Origin of the sequence: Bradyrhizobium sp. Ce-3 (assembly GCF_022835695.1) — a bacterium.
GTDB lineage: Bacteria > Pseudomonadota > Alphaproteobacteria > Rhizobiales > Xanthobacteraceae > Bradyrhizobium.
Genome location: NZ_BQUV01000005.1, coordinates 353,775 through 371,931 on the forward strand (window position 1 = coordinate 353,775; position 18,157 = coordinate 371,931).

11 protein-coding genes are annotated in these 18,157 nt (G+C 60.4%); 7 read left to right on the plus strand and 4 right to left on the minus strand.

Annotated features, from left to right (window positions below; translation table 11 throughout):
- Nucleotides 1-161 precede the first annotated feature (161 nt).
- On the minus strand, nt 162-1,475 hold the full coding sequence (locus BRSPCE3_RS36070; RefSeq protein WP_283843145.1) for a calcium-binding protein: 1,314 nt from the start codon (nt 1,473-1,475) through the stop codon (nt 162-164).
- 422 nt (nt 1,476-1,897) lie between these two features.
- Nucleotides 1,898-3,934, minus strand: coding sequence for a calcium-binding protein (locus BRSPCE3_RS19590; protein ID WP_244067723.1), 2,037 nt, complete (start codon nt 3,932-3,934; stop codon nt 1,898-1,900).
- Nucleotides 3,935-4,109: 175 nt separating this feature from the next.
- Between BRSPCE3_RS19590 and BRSPCE3_RS19595 the strand changes: the two genes are divergently transcribed.
- From BRSPCE3_RS19595 to BRSPCE3_RS19615, 4 genes are all read left to right on the plus strand, one after another.
- Nucleotides 4,110-4,265, plus strand: a complete 156-nt coding sequence (locus tag BRSPCE3_RS19595; RefSeq protein WP_244067724.1) for a hypothetical protein — start codon at nt 4,110-4,112, stop codon at nt 4,263-4,265.
- Between the two features lie 431 nt (nt 4,266-4,696).
- Complete coding sequence (locus tag BRSPCE3_RS19600) at nt 4,697-7,588, plus strand: calcium-binding protein (RefSeq protein WP_244067725.1); 2,892 nt, start codon at nt 4,697-4,699, stop codon at nt 7,586-7,588.
- 338 nt (nt 7,589-7,926) lie between these two features.
- Nucleotides 7,927-9,066 (plus strand): calcium-binding protein, encoded by a 1,140-nt coding sequence (locus BRSPCE3_RS19605; RefSeq protein ID WP_244067726.1) that lies wholly within the window; start codon nt 7,927-7,929, stop codon nt 9,064-9,066.
- A gap of 342 nt (nt 9,067-9,408) precedes the next feature.
- Nucleotides 9,409-11,982 carry a calcium-binding protein gene (locus BRSPCE3_RS19615; RefSeq protein ID WP_283843146.1) on the plus strand — a complete coding sequence of 858 codons (2,574 nt, stop codon included), beginning with the start codon at nt 9,409-9,411 and terminating at the stop codon, nt 11,980-11,982.
- Between the two features lie 260 nt (nt 11,983-12,242).
- On the opposite strand, the gene BRSPCE3_RS19620 is transcribed toward BRSPCE3_RS19615, so the two are convergent.
- Entirely contained in the window at nt 12,243-12,620 is a 378-nt protein-coding gene (locus tag BRSPCE3_RS19620; RefSeq protein ID WP_244067727.1) for a hypothetical protein, read from the minus strand.
- Between the two features lie 320 nt (nt 12,621-12,940).
- Here BRSPCE3_RS19620 and rfbC point away from each other — a divergent pair, with 320 nt between their 5' ends.
- A complete protein-coding gene (rfbC, locus tag BRSPCE3_RS19625) occupies nt 12,941-13,495 on the plus strand; it encodes a dTDP-4-dehydrorhamnose 3,5-epimerase (protein ID WP_244067728.1) in 555 nt (184 codons plus the stop codon).
- Nucleotides 13,495-14,445 carry a dTDP-4-dehydrorhamnose reductase gene (rfbD, locus tag BRSPCE3_RS19630; RefSeq protein ID WP_244067729.1) on the plus strand — a complete coding sequence of 317 codons (951 nt, stop codon included), beginning with the start codon at nt 13,495-13,497 and terminating at the stop codon, nt 14,443-14,445. Before rfbC ends, rfbD begins: the two co-directional genes overlap by 1 nt.
- 91 nt (nt 14,446-14,536) lie before the next feature.
- Here rfbD and BRSPCE3_RS19635 read toward each other — a convergent pair whose 3' ends face one another.
- Nucleotides 14,537-16,222, minus strand: coding sequence for a glycosyltransferase family 4 protein (locus BRSPCE3_RS19635; RefSeq protein ID WP_244067730.1), 1,686 nt, complete (start codon nt 16,220-16,222; stop codon nt 14,537-14,539).
- Between the two features lie 661 nt (nt 16,223-16,883).
- Here BRSPCE3_RS19635 and BRSPCE3_RS19640 point away from each other — a divergent pair.
- A complete protein-coding gene (locus tag BRSPCE3_RS19640) occupies nt 16,884-18,008 on the plus strand; it encodes a calcium-binding protein (protein ID WP_244067731.1) in 1,125 nt (374 codons plus the stop codon).
- Nucleotides 18,009-18,157 lie beyond the last annotated feature (149 nt).

An 18,157-nucleotide genomic window follows, 5' to 3' on the forward strand; every position in this document is an offset into this window, starting at 1 on the left:
CTATTCCCTTTGGTCCAATCGCACGTCGCAAGATGTATTTGAGCAATCTGGCAGATTTGACGCTTGGTACCATTTTAGTTGCTCGGAGGCGAAAAAATTCTCCCGACGCGCAAGACTTTTGGGGCGTTCGGCGCGGAATACAGCCTGAAAGAAGGGTAACTTCAGCTCACGATCGAGAAGTTCGAGGCGGTTATGGTGCTCACCGTGGCGCCGTTTAGCCAGACCGCGGTGTCCGCGTCGACCTGGACCACGAGGTAAGCACCGTTCTGATATGCGTGTGAAAGCACGTCGCTGAAGGAGGCGAAGCCGGAGCCATTGAATTGCACCACGTCGCTGGTCGGATCCCAGTCCTGGATCACCTGGACACTCGGAACATCGTTGGAGACGAACGTGTCGGCGCCGCCACCGCCGAAGTAGTAGTTCACGCCGGTGCCGCCATCGAAATAGTCGTTGCCGGCTCCGCCGAGCAGGACGTCAATGCCGTCACCGCCATACATGGTGTCATCGCCATTGCCGCCGTAGAAGTAGTCGTTGCCGGTGTTGCCGTACATGACGTCGTTGCCGTCGTCGCCGTTGAAAACGACCGAGCCCTGGGTAGCGATCAGCACGTCGTTGCCGAGGCCTCCGTACAGGTTGGAGCCGTTACCTTGGCCGGCATAGAGCCAGTCATTGCCAGCATCACCTTCGAGCAGATCGATTCCCTGGTCGCCAACGAGCGTATCGTTGCCGTTGCCGCCATATAGCGTGTCATTGCCGCTGCCGCCGTAGAGCAGGTCGTCGGTCGCGCCTCCCGTGATGAGGTCATTCCCAGCATCTCCAAGCGCAACTCCGGAAGCGGTCAGGATCGTGTCGTTGCCGTTCCCCCCGCTCAGATAGTCGGTCCCGTTGCCGTTACTCCCGACGATCAAATCGTTGCCGTCGCCACCATACGCATAGTTGCCCTGGAACGAGTATCCGCCGGGAGAAACATCGATGGCGAAGATATCGCGCCCTGCATAGATCGTATCGTTGCCCGTGCCGCCGTACAGGTAGTCTGGCGTCGTATTCCAGTGGTGCACGCCCGGACCACTGCCGTTGGAGCCTTGTGTGCCGTCACCGAAAAGAACGTCATCACCTGATCCGCCCTCGATATAGTCGCCGCCCAGCCCACCGGAAATCACGTCGTTCTGGTCGCCTCCATAGAGCGAGTCGCTACCGTTGCTGCCGGTTATGGTATCGTTACCCGAACCGCCGTAGAGCTCATTGTTCCCATCGGCATAGAGGTCAGAATTGTCGTCACTTCCCGGATAGGTACTGATGACATCGTTTCCTGCACCGCCCTCGACATACTTATTGAACGCCGTTGGATAGAGTGAAAACGAGCCGAAGCTGCCAAGGGTTATGGTGTCGTTGCCATCAAGGGCGTAGACCGTCGTGTCCGCGCTCGGTGTATCTGAGTACGTGTCGTCTGAATTGGTAAGAACAATGGTGCTCATTATTAACTCCGGTCGTGAAATGCCGGGACGAGTGGGCGCAAAATCCCTGGCGGAAAACTAAAAGCTTCACTGGCGACAAGGACCATCGGCCTCGCGTCAGACTCCGTCGGAAGCCCTGGGGCACACCTACGGCACCTAGCGCGATTGTAGGCGTTCATAAATATTCAGCAACGATGTAGATACATTGGCTCACAATGCTGAAGGCCTCGGCCGAGGCCGTGCTCGCAGCGGTTGCTGTCGTAACATGGATCAGGGCAAGCCGCATCGCAGCCATGGCGAAATCATCATGGAGGGGACCATGTGCCCAGAGGCGCGATCACCGCCACAAGCCTTGCGAGCTGATCAGAAGCCTTCGCGTGTTGGCGAGGGTGCAGAACGCAGAGGGCGATGCCGCGTCGATGCCTGGTCCGGACCCCAAGCGCTCAGCTGAACTGGAACATGCTCGCGTCCAAGTGTCCCGGTGCCACACCGGTGAGCCAGACCGCATTGCCCGCAGCGTCGGTGATGATGGTGGTGTTGGTGCCGGCCACGTAGAATGAGGCTGCCTGGACGTCCGCGAAGGAATGCAGCGAGGTCCCGGCGAAATTGATCAGGTCGTTGACGCCGCCGGCATTGAAGTCCTGGATCACCATCACTTCGGGCGTCGAGTCGTTGATGGTGAAGGTATCGCGACCGCCGCCGCCCCAGGCATAGTCGACGCCGCCGCCGCCGGTGATGCTGTCGTTGCCGCTCCCCATCAGGAAGACGTCGACACCCGTGCCGCCGGTGACGGTGTCGCCGCCGTTCGATCCATAGACATAGTTCTGGCCCGAGCCGCCGTAGATCACGTTGCCGTCGCTCTCGCCCGACGAGATGAAGATGTTGAGGCCGGAGCCGCCATACATGGTGTCGACGCCGGCCCCGCCGTAGAAATAGTTGGTGCCGGCGCCGCCGTAGAGCAGGTCGGCGCCAGCGTCGCCGTACATCACGTTGACGTCGCTGGGACCAGCGCCGCCCGAGCCGACCACAATATCGTTGCCGTTGCCGCCAAACAGGTAGTTGAAGCCGGTGCCGCCGTAGAGGACGTCGTTGCCGTCTTCGCCCAGCAGCACGTCGAGGCCGGCATCGCCGTACAAAATGTCGTTGCCGGCGCCGGCATAGATATAATCATTGCCGTCGCCGCCATAGCCGACATCGTCACCGCCTTGGGCAACGAGAACATCATTGCCGGTGTAGCCATATAGCGTGTCCGCGCCGGCATAGCCGTAGATCAGGTCGTTCGAGATGCTGCCGACTGCGGTCGGCTGCGTGGCGGTGGCGAAAAACGTCGTGGTGTTGCGATCGTCGTAGATCGATTCCTGCAACGTATCGGCAAAGCCGGGCTGGTGCTGTTCCCAGATGATCTGCTCGCGGCCGTCACCATAGACGCCGATCGCGCCGGCGCCGATTGTGGACGTGCCGATCGAGCTGGTCGTCACCGTGCTGGCGTCGCCGAGCGATCCGTTGCTCGCGATGTGGTAGCGGCTGATCGACGTGACGCCGACGATCGCATCATTGGCACTGTACGTCACGGTCACGCCGCCGTCGGTGGTCGCGGCGGCATCAATCGAGGTGATGAAATAGCCGGTGCCGACACCGTCGATCTGCAGCGCCGGTGCGACCGCCACGCCCGCGGCGTTAAAGATCTGGACGTCGACCACGGGATTGAGGGCGGCGATGATCGTATTGGTGTAGTCCCGCACCAGCGCGAAGCCGCCGCCGGAGAGCGCGACGACCTTGTCGTAACCGACCGATGCGCTAGGCCCGGGCGCGGTCGATAGCGTGATCTCCGACCCGACGGCGGCGCCCGCCGGGGTGTAGATCTGCGCTTCGACATTGGCGCCGCTGATCCAGCTGACCAGGATGTTGCCATTGGCGAGCGTGGTCGCCGAAGGGTTGGTCTGGCTCCCGGCGGTCAGCGTGTTGACGGTGAATTGGCTGCCGACCTTGTTGCCGGCGGCATCGAACAGCTGGGCGCTGATGCCCGAGCCGGCGCCATCGCCGCCGACATTGCCTGGGCCGGAGAAAATGTTGTCCTGCCAGACGGCGAGGAAGCCGCCGCCCGCAACTGCCGCGATCTTTGCGTTGGTTTCGTTGCCCGCGATGGTATTGAGCTTGATCTCCGCCCCTACGGTTCCGTCGGGCGCGACAATCCTCGCGAACACATCGGTCCGCAACGTGCCCGCGTTATAGGATCCGAATGTGTAGGAAACGGCGACCGATCCATTGGAAAGTGCGGTCACGCCGGGCGACGAGACGATCGAACCGATCTGGGTCGGGCTGACAGCACTGCTGGCGATAGTGATCGGGCTCCCGCTCGTATTGCCAAGCGGATCGACGCGTTGCAGCACGACGGATTGGTAGCCGAGGTCCGGAAAGTTGGCGTAGCCACCTTGAGTGTACACCATCGCCATCTGGTCGTTGCCTATGACGGCCAGCACGGGCGTACCAAGGGCATTTGTGCCGTTATCGGTTCCATTGATAGGAGCGTTGGGCTGCACGCTCGCGATCAGTACTGGGTTTCGCCAAACGCTTCCCATTGCTCGATCCTCAACCGGTCTGATGCGGTCGGCCGACACCGCGCTAACTCGCCAGAAAGACCAAGAATATGCTTCAATGAAGTTTGAAACCGAACACGCATTCTCCAGTGATTTTCGGCTTCGGCAAGTGCCGCTGCCGCAGATTGCAGCTAAGGCGCCTGCGACCTATCGTCGTCGGGCTGAACGCGACTTTTTTATTCGTGCGGGCGCTGGAATGATGTTGCGGCCGTGAGGGCGCCGCAGCGCATAATCGCAAGCTGGCGGCCGGCGAGACGACCCGCCTAAGGCGCCGCCGTGAACCGTCCAAGGATCGACGGCGCGATTTCCTCAACTATCATCTTATAGACGACCGTTGACTCGCTCAAACGCTCTCGCTTAGATTGTTTCAATATTGATTATTTCGCTAGTGTATTTTTTTGCATGAGGGGGAGGTTTGAGCTCATTGCCGCTCCAGTCCGCCTGAACGACTGGACTTCCGTCAATCCGATCAAATCGACGCGTTGGCTGGTTTCAGTGGCCCTTTCGCTGGGGCACGCCAGGCTTTTTTGCTCGCCGCTCCGTTCAACCGATCGGCGACTCGTACTCCGTCTGTCCTGCCGACCTCCGGATTCTGCGGACTATTCGCATTGCACAACAATTTTTTGACCACACAAGGGGATTATAATGGCGACATTTACAGGCACATCAGGCAACGACACCGTAACCGGAACACCCAACGGCTCGAATACGAATGATACGTTGCTCGGACTTGCCGGGAATGACACGCTGATCGGCGGCGATGGCGCCGACTCCCTGGACGGCGGTACCGGGACAGACTTCGCATCCTACATCGACTCGGGCGTGGGCATTGAAGCCAGCTTGGCAAATCCAGGCGTCAATACGGGCTTTGCGGCCGGTGACACCTATACGTCGATCGAAGGACTGATCGGCAGCAACTTCAACGACACCCTTATCGGCAATGGCAACGGCGTCTTCCTGCAGGGCGGACTGGGTGCCGACTCGATCGTCGGCGGCTCCGCCAACGACTACGCCGACTACGCCAATGCAACCAGCGGACTTGAAGTCGACCTCGCCGATCCCACCCAGAACACCGGCGAAGCGGCCGGCGACACATATAGCAACATCTCCAAGATCAGGGGCTCGGCGTTCAACGACACGCTGATCGGCGACTCCAACAACAATACGTTGCGCGGCGGCGCTGGGGCCGACGTGCTCAACGGCGGTGCCGGCTTCGACTTCGCTTCCTATTCCGACTCGGGCGTCGGCATCACGGCAGACCTGGCAGACCCGACCCAGAATACGGGCGAAGCTGCCGGCGACACCTATATCTCGATCGAAGGATTGCGCGGCAGCGACTTCAACGATCATCTGATCGGTGATAGCGGAATCAACCTCCTGCAGGGCGGTCTCGGTGCCGATACGCTGGATGGCGGTGCGGGCTTTGACTATGCCGACTATTTCAATGCAACAACCGGGCTCGTTGCCGATTTGGCGAACTCCGCGCTGAACACGGGAGAAGCTGCCGGAGACGTCTACATCTCGATCGAAGCGATCAGAGGCACTGCATTCAACGACACGCTGATCGGAGACGCCAACAACAACTTCCTGCGCGGCGGCACCGGCGCGGACTCGCTCGACGGTGGAGCAGGGTACGACTACGCCGATTATAACAATGCGACCACGGGCGTTGTGGCCGACCTCGCCGATCCCACCCAGAACACCGGCGAAGCCGCGGGCGACACGTACACCTCGATCGAAGGCATTCAGGGAGGTAACTTCAACGACACCCTGATCGGCGACGGAGGCAACAACAACCTGAGAGGCGGCCTCGGCGCCGACTCGCTTGTCGGCGGTGCCGGCATCGACTACGCGGACTACGGTAACGCAGCGACGGCGGTGGTCGTAAGTCTTGCAAATCCGGCCAGCAACACCGGCGAGGCCGCGGGCGATACGTATAGCTCGATCGAAGGCATCATCGGTTCGTCCTTCAACGACACGCTGACCGGAGACGGCGGCGACAACAATCTGCGCGGTGGCGCGGGTGCCGACGCGCTCGACGGCGGAGCCGGCAACGACGTTGCGGAGTATGTCAACGCCGCCGCCGGCGTGCTTGCCAGCCTGGCCAATCCGGCTTCGAACACCGGTGACGCCGCCGGCGATACCTACACCTCGATCGAAGGACTGAGAGGATCGAACTTCAACGATACCTTGATCGGTGACAGCGGCGACAACCTGCTCGACGGTATCGGCGGCGCAGATTCGCTCGTCGGCGGTGCCGGGAATGATACCTACATTCTCGACAATGCCGGCGATACCATCACCGAGAATATGGGTGAAGGCACCGACACGGCAGTGATCGTCGGCAACTTCAACTACACACTCGCTGCCAACGTTGAGAACCTCGCGATTGCGACGTCCAACAATACCTCGGGTACCGGCAACGCGCTCGCCAATTTCATCACGGGCGGTGCAGGCAACAACACGCTGGACGGCGGGATCGGTGCGGACACGATGGTCGGTGGGCTGGGCAACGACACCTATTTTGTCGACGATCCCGGCGACGTGGTGGTCGAAAACACCGGTGAAGGCACCGACACCGTCCACACCACGATCAACTACAGCCTGACCGCGAATGTCGAGAATCTGATCCTCGATGGTTCGGGCAATCTCTTTGGCACCGGCAACGCCCTGAACAACGTCCTGACGGGCAATGCCGGCAACAACTCCCTTTACGGCGGCGACGGCAACGATACGGGTTACGGAGGTGCCGGAGCCGACGTTCTGGTGCTCGGCAACGGCGACGACTATGGCGATGCTGGCGACGGCAACGACTACATCTATGCTGGTGCCGGCAATGACGTCCTGATCGGCGGTGCCGGGCTCGACGTTCTGCTGGGAGAAGACGGCAACGACGTGGAATATGGCGGATCGGGCTTCAATTATCTGTTTGGCGGAAACGGCACCGATACCTTGATCGGCTCGGGAGGCACCTCCGGTAGCGACGTCAACGTGATGTACGGCGAAGCTGGTGCCGACTATCTCTATGGCGGGCAAGGCACCAACTACTTCTACGGCGGCGCTGGCGTCGACACCATGTACGGCGGCTCGGGCCTGAACATCTTCATCTCGTCGGGCGAGACCGACGGCAACGTCATCTACGGCGGTTCGGGCCAGAATTACGTCTATGGCTCGAACGGCGGCGATACGGTGACCGGTGGCAGCGGCGTCGACGTGTTCCTGATGGGCACCGGGGCCGACCAGATCAGCGGCGGCGGCGGGGTTGATTACGCCTGGGGTGGCGGTGGCGCCGATACATTCAATATCAGCGATACCAGCCAGGAGATCATGGTCGTCCAGGATTTCAATACGGGCGGCGTAAATGATTTCGTGAACTTTGCAGGTACATCGCTGCATTCGTTCGCCGATGTTCAGGCTGCGGAGTTCTACAACGCCGGGATCAATACCACGATCATCACTGACGCAGCCGGCAGTGCGGTTTGGCTGATCGGTATCGCGCCGGGACAGCTGGACGCAAGCATGTTCAAGTTCAGCTGAGAATTCGGGCCCTGATCTCCAGAGCCTTGAATGCCAGACACGCCAAGGAGGGCCGCCGTTGAGGCGGCCTTCTCATTATTCAATCGCGCTCCCGCTCTCGTAGCGCCGCGCGAGCGCTACCGCGATCGAGGCCGCAGCTCTAGCGGGGGCTCGTGGCAGAGTGTCTAAATCCGGCATCGCGGCTTAGAGAGCGTGTGCTTGCTGCGTCGTCAAATCAAGCTGTCTATAGACCGAACGTCTAATGAAATGCGGGGCTTTTCACGAGCGCAACCGTTGGTTACCGTTCAGCCGACATCCTCAACTGCAAGTGAGCGGTTAGCAATCAGGGAGCATCCGCGATGACAACCTATGTCGGTACGCTGGGCAACGACGTATATAACGCCGACTATAGCGCGACCGATGACGTCGTGTATGGCTTGGACGGGGACGACACGCTGTACGGCACCCAGGCAACGATGGAGGGCGGAGACGGGAACGACGAGATTGTGAATGCTGGCATTTCCTATGGCGGCAACGGCAACGATTTTCTCCATATGACCGCGAGTAATGTCCTCCCAATACAAGCAGGTTACGGCGGCGCAGGTGACGACGTATTGTCTGCCGATAGTTATGTGGCTCCCACTCTGCTGTTGTCTGCCGATGGCGGCAACGACACGATTTACGCCGACAATCAGCAGAACGGCTCTTATTTCGGCGGCACCGGAGACGATTACATCTATGCGAACCCGACCAATGGCGGTGGGTCAAACCAAACCCTGATCATATCCGGCGATGCCGGCGACGACCGCATTTTCGGCGGGCTTACCTCGTCGCTGGCGGTTCTGCAAGGCGGAGAGGGCAACGACCTCATCATGGCGTCTGGAGCCAGTGCAATTTACGGCGGGTTGGGCAATGACGCCCTCTACGGCAGTGCCCGGGCTGATACGATCGTTGGAGACCAAGGCGTTGATCTTCTCGAAGGAAACGCGGGCGACGATTATCTATACATGCCGTCTGGCGGCGGCACGGCCTATGGAGGGGATGGCAACGACGTAGCCGTGGGCTCCAGTGTCTATGACGTTCTGATTGGCGATGCGGGCGACGATACTGCTTACGGTTACGGAGGTAACGACTACCTCTACGGCGGGGCTGGCAACGACGTGATGTTCGGCGGCGATGGCATCGATGTGCTGTTGGGCGACGCCGGAAACGACTATTTCGACGGCGGCGCTGGCGTGAACTACTATTTCGGCGGCGGTGGCAACAACACCTTCGTCTCAAACGACGTACCCAGCGTCCAGGTGGTGCAGGACTTTAACGCGGCCACCGATGTCGTTCAGCTGGACGGGTCTGGCTTTACCTCCTTTGCCGATGTTCTGTCGCACTCCTATCAGAACGGGGCATACTTCGTCGTTCAGGTCGATGGCGATACTGCAGTCTGGTTAAACGGCGCGACTGCAGGCACGGTTACGGCAGCGAATTTCTCAATCGTGAGCTGACGCGGTACGATCGTCGCGCGACGAGCACGCCTTCGGCCTGATGTGCATTCACTACGATCAGTCGGCAGGGGCACCACCGCCACGCGAGCGCTACCGCGATCGGCGCGGTAGTTCGGGGAGCGGATCATGGCAAAGTGTCTAGGCGTGTGGGGGCGTGGCCGTTCGCTGCATACGCATCAATCGCATTCGCGCACAGATGGTGGCCTACCGCGACACCTGGGCATATCCAATATTGCCCACTGGACATCGCCGCGACAATCTGACACGGTAAGCCATATTATTGAAAAGTATTAACTATTTCGAGCATTCGCGTATTGCGGGTTCCCCGTCAGTGAGAATTTCATGACCACGTATACTTACGTTGCCCTGACCGGCACGGATGCGTCTGAAAACCTGACCGCCAATGTTAGTTACGATCCGGTCGCCGACACCTACGACGTTGTAAGCGTTATCAACGGTGCTGGAGGGAACGACGTCCTGACGGCCCTTTCGATGCCAATCACAGTCAACGGCCAGGTGCTCGATTTTGGTTCGAACCTGGATGGCGGCGACGGCAACGATGTGTTGTACGGCGGGAACCGTAACGACACTCTCAGCGGCGAAACGGGATCGGACACGCTTTATGGGGGCGATGGCAACGACCGGCTTGACGGCAGCATCGGCAATGACGCGCTTTACGGCGGCAACGGCGATGACGTTATGTCATTCAGCGGCGCCGGCTTCGATACGTTCGATGGGGGCGCCGGCAACGATACGCTGAGCGTCGTGAACGCCGATCTCAGCAACAGCACGTTCACCAGCGTCGAACATCTATTCCTGGACAATCTCGATCCTTATGTCAGCGCTACGGCGGCGCAGCTCAACTCCTTTAGCTCGGTCGGCAGCTGGACCAGTTTTCACTTGACGTTGACCTCCCCGGGCAGCATTGGCTCGAACTTCACCGCGCTCAACTACACCCTCACTCCATATCAAACCAGTTCGATCACGGGATCGTCTGGAGCAGACACGATCGACATGTCGCAGGCGAGCGGGGGATTTGGATGGGACTTGTTTGCTGGCGACAACCTCGGCGGGAACCTGCTCATCGGCGGGTCGGGTAATGACTACCTTTGGGGCGGTAGTGGCGGCGACACGCTCGTGGGGAATGGCGGCGTCGACTGGCTAACCGGCGGCAGCGGCAACGATGGGCTTTATGGTGGCACCGGGGATGATCATCTTTTCGGCGGTTTAGGCAGCGACACGTTCGATGGTGGCGACGGAAACGACGTTATTTCAGGCGACGGCAGTCATGGAGTCTATTACGGCGGTGCAGGTGATGACATCATATATACGGGCGTCGGCTTTGATACGATCGACGGCGGTTCGGGTAACGATTCGCTCTATCTCTCGAATCTCAATACAGACCTAAGTCACGATACCATCACCAGCGTAGAAACGCTCAACCCCTACACTTTTCCTTTCAGCGCGACGGCGGCACAGATCAACTCATTCACCACCGTTGGCGGTAGGAACTATAACGCTTGGACGCTGACACTAACGACGCCAGGTTCGATCGGATCGAATTTCGACTATCCCGACGATTTCAATTCAACGATAGTTGGCTCGTCAGGAGCAGACACCATCGATGTGTCGCAGTCTTCAGTCGGATCCAGATGGACTTTATCCGCGGGCGATAACCTCGGTGGAAACATTCTTAGTGGCGGCGCCGGCGCGGACGTGCTCAACGCAGGCAACGGCGGCGATGCACTCAACGGCAACGCTGGCAACGACACCCTGAACGGCGGTGCCGGCAACGACTATCTCAGCGGCGGCATCGGCAATGATGTTCTCTATGGCGGTGGTGGCAACGACACGATCGATGCAGGCACCGGCACCAACACGATTGACGGCGGAGCCGGCACTGACACGGTGAACTATACCGGTTTCGCGCGCTCGAGCTTCACCATTACCGATCTCGGTAGCGGGCACTATCACGTCGCGGGCAACGGGCACGACGACACGCTGTCAAATGTCGAGGCATTGAAGTTTGCCGATCAGACCGTCTCCATCGGCACGCCTGGCCCGATCAACGGGACCGGTGGTAGCGATCAGCTTTACGGCACTGCCGGCAACGACACGTTCTACGGCGGCGCGGGCAACGACATCCTTGTGGGGCTTGCCGGCGACGACCTCGGCTACGGCGGTGACGGCAATGACTATTTCTATGCCGGCGCAGGCAACGACACGCTGGTCGGCGACGCCGGCCTCGATGTGCTGTTGGGCGAAGACGGCAACGACGTCCTCTATGGCGGAACCGGCTTCAACTATCTGTTTGGCGGTGCAGGCACCGATACGCTGATTGGTTCTGGCGGCGTTGCTGGCGACGTCAACGTCATGTTCGGTGGCGACGGTCCTGATTATCTCTTCGGCGGCCTTGGCACCAACTACTTCTACGGTGGCGCTGGCGTCGACACCATGTACGGCGGCTCGGGCCTGAACATCTTCATCTCGTCGGGCGAGACCGACGGCAACGTCATCTACGGCGGTTCGGGCCAGAATTACGTCTATGGCTCGAACGGCGGCGATACGGTGACCGGTGGCAGCGGCGTCGACGTGTTCCTGATGGGCACCGGGGCCGACCAGATCAGCGGCGGCGGCGGGGTTGATTACGCCTGGGGTGGCGGTGGCGCCGATACATTCAATATCAGCGATACCAGCCAGGAGATCATGGTCGTCCAGGATTTCAATACGGGCGGCGTAAATGATTTCGTGAACTTTGCAGGTACATCGCTGCATTCGTTCGCCGATGTTCAGGCTGCGGAGTTCTACAACGCCGGGATCAATACCACGATCATCACTGACGCAGCCGGCAGTGCGGTTTGGCTGATCGGTATCGCGCCGGGACAGCTGGACGCAAGCATGTTCAAGTTCAGCTGAGAATTCGGGCCCTGATCTCCAGAGCCTTGAATGCCAGACACGCCAAGGAGGGCCGCCGTTGAGGCGGCCTTCTCATTTTCAATCGCATTCCCGCTTTCGTAGCGCCGCGCAAAAGCTAGTGCCGTCGCGGAGTTCGCCGCAGGGATCGTGCTGGAGGTTGCGCCGTTCAGCCAAACGCTGGTCTCGGCCGCCGCTATCGTAGCCAAAATGGAGGCCACTTAGGAGGCGCATGAATTGCGGCCGCTCTTTCTAAGCGTTCGTCATTCGAGGTGATACTTTCCGCCGTTCGTGTTTGGATCGGTATTGTCGCTCGTAGAGAACATTAGGGCAGGCCCGAAATAGTTCCATGTATCTCGGTAAAGCCAAAAACGGCCTCCTCCCTGATCTATGATCTCTTGCTGATGGGGGCTTGCCGGACCAAGAAGCTTGTCATCCTCATACAGCTGAGCCGCCTCAAGCGGGCGATCGAAGTATTTGACGGGTATTAGGTAAGCATAGCCGCGGTAATGCTGCATCTTGCCGCGCAGGAGATGTCGATCGATCTGGCTAGCCGGAAGCAGGAAAAGGCAAATACTCGACGTAAGCGCAAATAGCGTCGATCCGATCGCGATGCGACTGCTTGCAGAAAGCCTAATCAACAATCTTCTCGGGCTCTAGCTCGGCAATTGAAGGGGGCTTCTCACGGTAGATGCGAATAGGAATCTTAGTTTGCTCGCGCCCATCGCAAAATCCGCGCCCCTACGGTTTCTCAATTGAGTACTCCTTTTTGGATGAGCAATCCATGCCTGACCCCGATTTCGAACCCTCTGGGATGGTCGATTTAGAACCATCACACATCTTGTTCTGGTTGCGGTTGACTTTTAGATTCAGGAGCGTGGCCCGATCGCCGCCGTGTGCGGCAGAAGTGCGCAGTGCCAAGCTAACATTTCGAGCCTGCTCCAAAGCCGGACCTTCGTTAATGAACGTCATCAAGACCGAGCTTCCTGAAGTCCTGATCGTCGAGCCGAAGCTGTTCGGCGACCAGCGCGGCTTCTTCCTCGAGATTTACCAGTCGCCCCGTTATGTCGAGCACGGCATCGCGCGCCCGTTCGTGCAGGACAACATGTCCCGCTCGGCCTATGGCGTGCTGCGCGGGCTGCATCTGCAGAACCCGCTCACCCAGGGCAAGCTCGTGACCGTGCTGCGCGGCAAGGTGCTGGACGTCGCCGTCGACGTGCGCGTCGGCAGCCCGAATTTCGGCAAGCATGTCGCGGTCGAATTGAGCGAGGACAATCGCCGGCAATTGTGGGTGCCGCGCGGCTTCGCCCACGGCTTCGTGGTGCTCTCCGAGACCGCCGACTTCTTCTACAAATGCGACGACTTCTACAGCCCCAAGGACGAGCTCTCGATCCGGTGGAATGATCCGGCGATCGGGATCAAATGGGGGGTCGATAAGCCGCAACTGTCGGGCAAGGACGCGGACGCGCCGCTGCTCGCCGACGCCCGCAATCTTCCGACCTATGGACAAATCTGATGCGGATCCTGTTGACGGGTACACGCGGCCAGGTCGGCAATGCGCTGAAGCCGCTGCTGGACGGCCACGGCACCATCATCGCGCCGCCCACGGCGGAGTTCGATCTGTCGAAGCCGGAGCTGCTGACGGGCCAGCTCGAAAGCCTGAAGCCCGATCTGATCATCAATCCGGCGGCCTATACCGCGGTCGATCGCGCCGAGGACGAGCGCGAGCTGGCGTTCCTGGTCAACGCGAAGGGACCGGAAGCGATCGCCAAATGGGCGGCTGCGAACCGCGTGCCGCTGGTGCATTTCTCCACCGACTACGTCTTCAATGGCTCGGGCGACCGGCTGTGGCGCGAGGACAGCCCGACCGAACCGTTGTCGGCCTACGGCGCCAGCAAGCTTGCCGGTGATCTTGCGATCCAGGCGGCGGGCGGGGCGCATCTGATCGTGCGCACCTCATGGGTCTATGCGGCCAAGGGCACCAATTTCCTGCGCACCATCGCGCGGCTCGCCGGCGAGCGGAAGGAGCTGCGCATCGTCGCCGATCAGATCGGTGCGCCGACCACGGCGCAGGCGATCGCCAGCGCGGTCGCGGGCATCGTTCTGCCCAACCTCACCACGCTGCACGACCAGCTCGCGCGCAGGGGCGGGGTCGTCAATCTCGTCTGTGCCGGCGAAACCAGCTGGCACGGCTTCGCAACGGCGATTGTCGGCGGGCTGCGCTCGCGCGGCGTCACGCTGGCGGTCGAGAACATCGTTCCGATCGCCACCGCCGACTTCCCGACCAAGGCGGTGCGTCCCGGCAATTCGCGGCTCGATCTGTCGCGGCTGAAGGCACAGTTCGGTGTGGCGATGCCGACCTGGCAGGAAGCGCTGGCGCACGAGCTGGATGCGTACGTCCAGCTCGGCACGCCGGCGCATGCCGAGCAGCAAGCGCAATTGTCCTTGTCCGGCAGCATCTTATAGACAGGGCCGATATCGGCGACGGTTGGGCCGGGTCTGCGCCGAAATGTGAGCGGGGCGGTGAAGCTGCGAGCAGGGGCAGCCAGTTGCCGGATTACGGGCTGCTCGCGGAAGGCGTCGCGTGCGGTTTGGTCAGGAGCCTGAGAACGCCACACTTGGCGAGAATCATCACCGTTCTGTCCACGACCTCGCGGGGTATGTCGGGTGTGTGATTGATCAGCTCCGACATCGACAATGATGGACCATGCTTTTCAAATGCGCTGACGATGCCGTCCACGGCCTGCGGCTTGGTCAGCGTCTGTGCGGCACGACCAATACTTTCGGCTGAAAGCCTGCGTTGCACTTCCTTGCGGTCCACGCCCTCGCCGAGCGCGAACACACATGCACCTTCGAGCGTTCGCGTCGGATAGGCCTTGAACATGGTGTACGGATTAAGCCGGTCCGGACGAACCATTCCGGCCGGAACCGTGCCTTCGACTTTGCTTCGCCTGCGGGCGGCGAGTTCGGTCCACAGCTGGCCATACAGCTTCATGATCTGCGACCAGTCATAGTGATCGCGCGCGCGCGTCTGCCCGGCGGCGCCCATCTGCCGGCGCAGATCAGGATTGGCAAAAAGCGCGGCATAGGCTGCCGCGGCGGCGGGAATGTCGACGGCGATCATTGCGCTCGTCAGTGCCGTGTAGGTATCGTAATTGTCGAAGCCGAAGTCTGCCCTCTCGACCAGGAATTCGGCCGAACCGGGCGGCATGGTGAACGTTGGCACCCGGAAGCCATCGGTGCCGTGACGAATGGTCTCCTTGTAGCCGTTCCAGTCCGACACCACGACCGGCAGGCCGGCGGCCATTGCCTCGACCGGCGTAAGCCCGAATGTTTCCTGAAAATTGTCGGCAAGCGACGTGAAAATGTCGCCCGCCGCCCATGCGGCCTTGAGGTCCTTGGGCTTGCGTCCGTCGACAAAGATTCGTCGCAGCGATGGGCCGAATTCCGAGCACTCGCGAACAAAGAGCTGCTCGGTGGCGTCCTTGCCGAACCAACCCGCCAGCACCAGCACGACCTTATGTCCCTTGCTCGCCTGTTCCGCAGCCAGCAGCATCGGAATATGGTGGGCCTTGGCGTGGAAGGACAGCCGTCCGACGTAGAGCAGGACGATCTCATCGTCGTCGATTCCCAGCATCTGTCTGGCGCGCTCCCTTTCGCCTGCGCGAAAGGTGAAGTCTGCGCAATTCACCCCGAGCGGGATAACTGGAAGCTGCGGTATGGGCATTCGCCGGGCACCGAGCCTCGCTTTCAGGAATGCAGCCTGTGCCGAGAGCAACTGGTCGACGCTCTTGTGTACCGCGAGCGAGGTGCAAATCACGGCATCCCAATGCTCGAGCGGGCTGAGGGGCATCGACGACAGCATGCCCATCGCAACATGTGTCATAGTCGTGTGCGTGATGCCGCACAGGCTGTAGGCGCGGGGCGAATGCCGCGCCCGTCGCCAGGCATACTGGCTGAGTCCGGGGTCCGGCAAATACAGCAATCCCGGCTCGCCAAGACGTCGGTGCGCCGGCGGCGGCAGCCATTCGATGGTGGTGGTATCCGATCCGGAACGCCGGATGTCGGTCGCGAACTGATCGACGAATTCCCGCTTCGGCGTGTAGCAGAACAGCCGTTCCGGTTTCTCGCGCGCGAGCGCCTTGAGAAATCCAGCACCGGCGGCCTGGCGTCCCATGATGCGCTTGTCGCCAAGCGAGTAAGCCTCGGGAAGATAGTGAATCGCGGCAGTCGGAAACGACATCTGATTATCCAAAAGCAATTAAACCGGAGATTGATATTGAGCAAGATATTGGAACCCGGTTCCTCTTTGCAATCTTATTGATCGTGCAACCTGAGAGCGATGGCGTGCTTGGCCAAGACCGTGTTAGCGTAGCGGTCTATTACAGGTCAGGCCTTCGCGGCCGTTTTTATCGGGGTGACGTAGATTCTGCGTTACCGAACATTTTAGCCGGCTCGACCAAGAGCCTGGATATTGACGGAGATGTTCCATGGTGCGTAGCGACATGGCGTTCTGGCCGGTCGACCCAAGTGTGAGCGCGACCACATTAACCGGCGGCGACTTCCTCTATTGTTAGCGGGCGAGACGGGGTCCGAGACTTGTTTGCGAGCCTCGTGCAACGTTCCGAGCCGGATCGCACATCTTCGTAACTCCGGCACTTGGTGCCAACGCCGGTCGTCAAGTTCCGCCGCCGGCTTTGGAAGTTAAGGCAAGTGTTTTTTTGTTTCCATTGAACCTCGCAGCCAGCGCCGATACCAAAACAGTTGGATGCTAGGTTAACGGCTTGTTTTTAAGCCCGGTCCCCCGAGGCCGGTTCGTCAGGGCAGCTCCCAATTTCATTCTGCTGCTGCCTTCAGGTTTTTTGGCTGGCTCGACCAAGAGCCCATATTGACGGAGATATTCTATGCCCGTGTTTTACGGCGACAGCACCGACAACAGCGTTGCTCCTTCGGCTAACTTCGATTCACTCTATGGCGGTCAGGGAAACGATACGCTGGGCAGCAGCATCGTCGGTTTCGACTACTGGGAGGGCGGCCAGGGCAACGACTACCTGTATGCGTTGTGGAGCAGCACGGCCTTTGGCAACTTCTACGGAGGCGATGGCAACGATTTCATCCAGGGCGGCAATAGCGCCGCCGTTCAGCAGGAATATGGTGGCGCCGGCGACGACTTTATTCAGGACGACTCGAGCGGTCTGGCCACGCAAGCGCATATCCTCGACGGCGGCGCCGGCCGGGACGCGCTGTACGGTTCGAACGGCAACGACACGATCTACGGCGGCGACGGCAATGACAGCGGAGCCAGCATCTCCGCCGCTGGGTTCACGGCGACGCCGGGTCTGTACGGCGGCGCCGGCAACGACGTGATTGCAGGCGGCGGCGGCGACGACCTCATCTTCGGCGGCGATGGCAACGACCAGACGTATGGCGGCGACGGTAATGACACGACGTATGGCGGCAACGGCAACGATACGATGGTCGGCAATGACGGCGTCGACTTGATCGAGGGCGATGCCGGCGACGATTGGATCTACATGAGTTCCGGCAATCTCAGCAACGGTTATGGCGGCACGGGCAACGACGTCCTGATCGCCACCCAGGGCTCGGTGGTCGAGAACGGCGACGACGGCAACGACGTCTTGTTCGGCGCCAAGGGCAACGACTATCTCTACGGTGGCAATGGTGACGACACCATGTACGGCGGTGAGGGCGTCGATGTGCTGCTTGGCGGTGCCGGCAACGACTATTTCGATGGCGGCCAGGGCGTGAACTACTATTTCGGCGGCGGCGGCAACAACACCTTCGTCTCCAACGACGTGCCGAGCGTCCAGGTGGTTCAGGACTTCAACGCAGCCACCGATACCGTGCAGTTCAACGGCTCCGGCTTCACCTCGTTCGCCGATGTGCTGTCGCACTCCTTCCAGAACGGCGCCTACTTCGTCATCCAGGTCGACAGCGACACGTCGGTCTGGCTGAACGGCGCCACCGCATCGACGGTCACGGCGTCGAATTTCTCGATTGTCAGTTAACGCGAAGGGCCCGGGAGTTCTCTCCCGGGCCCTTTCCGCGGCCGCCAACCGGAGCTGGAAGGTCCAAGACCCCCGGTTTTCAGATCGAAAGCGCCCGTCTGCTCTCGTAGCGGCCGGGCGCGGAGTGTTTCTTACCGTGTTTTTGCGGA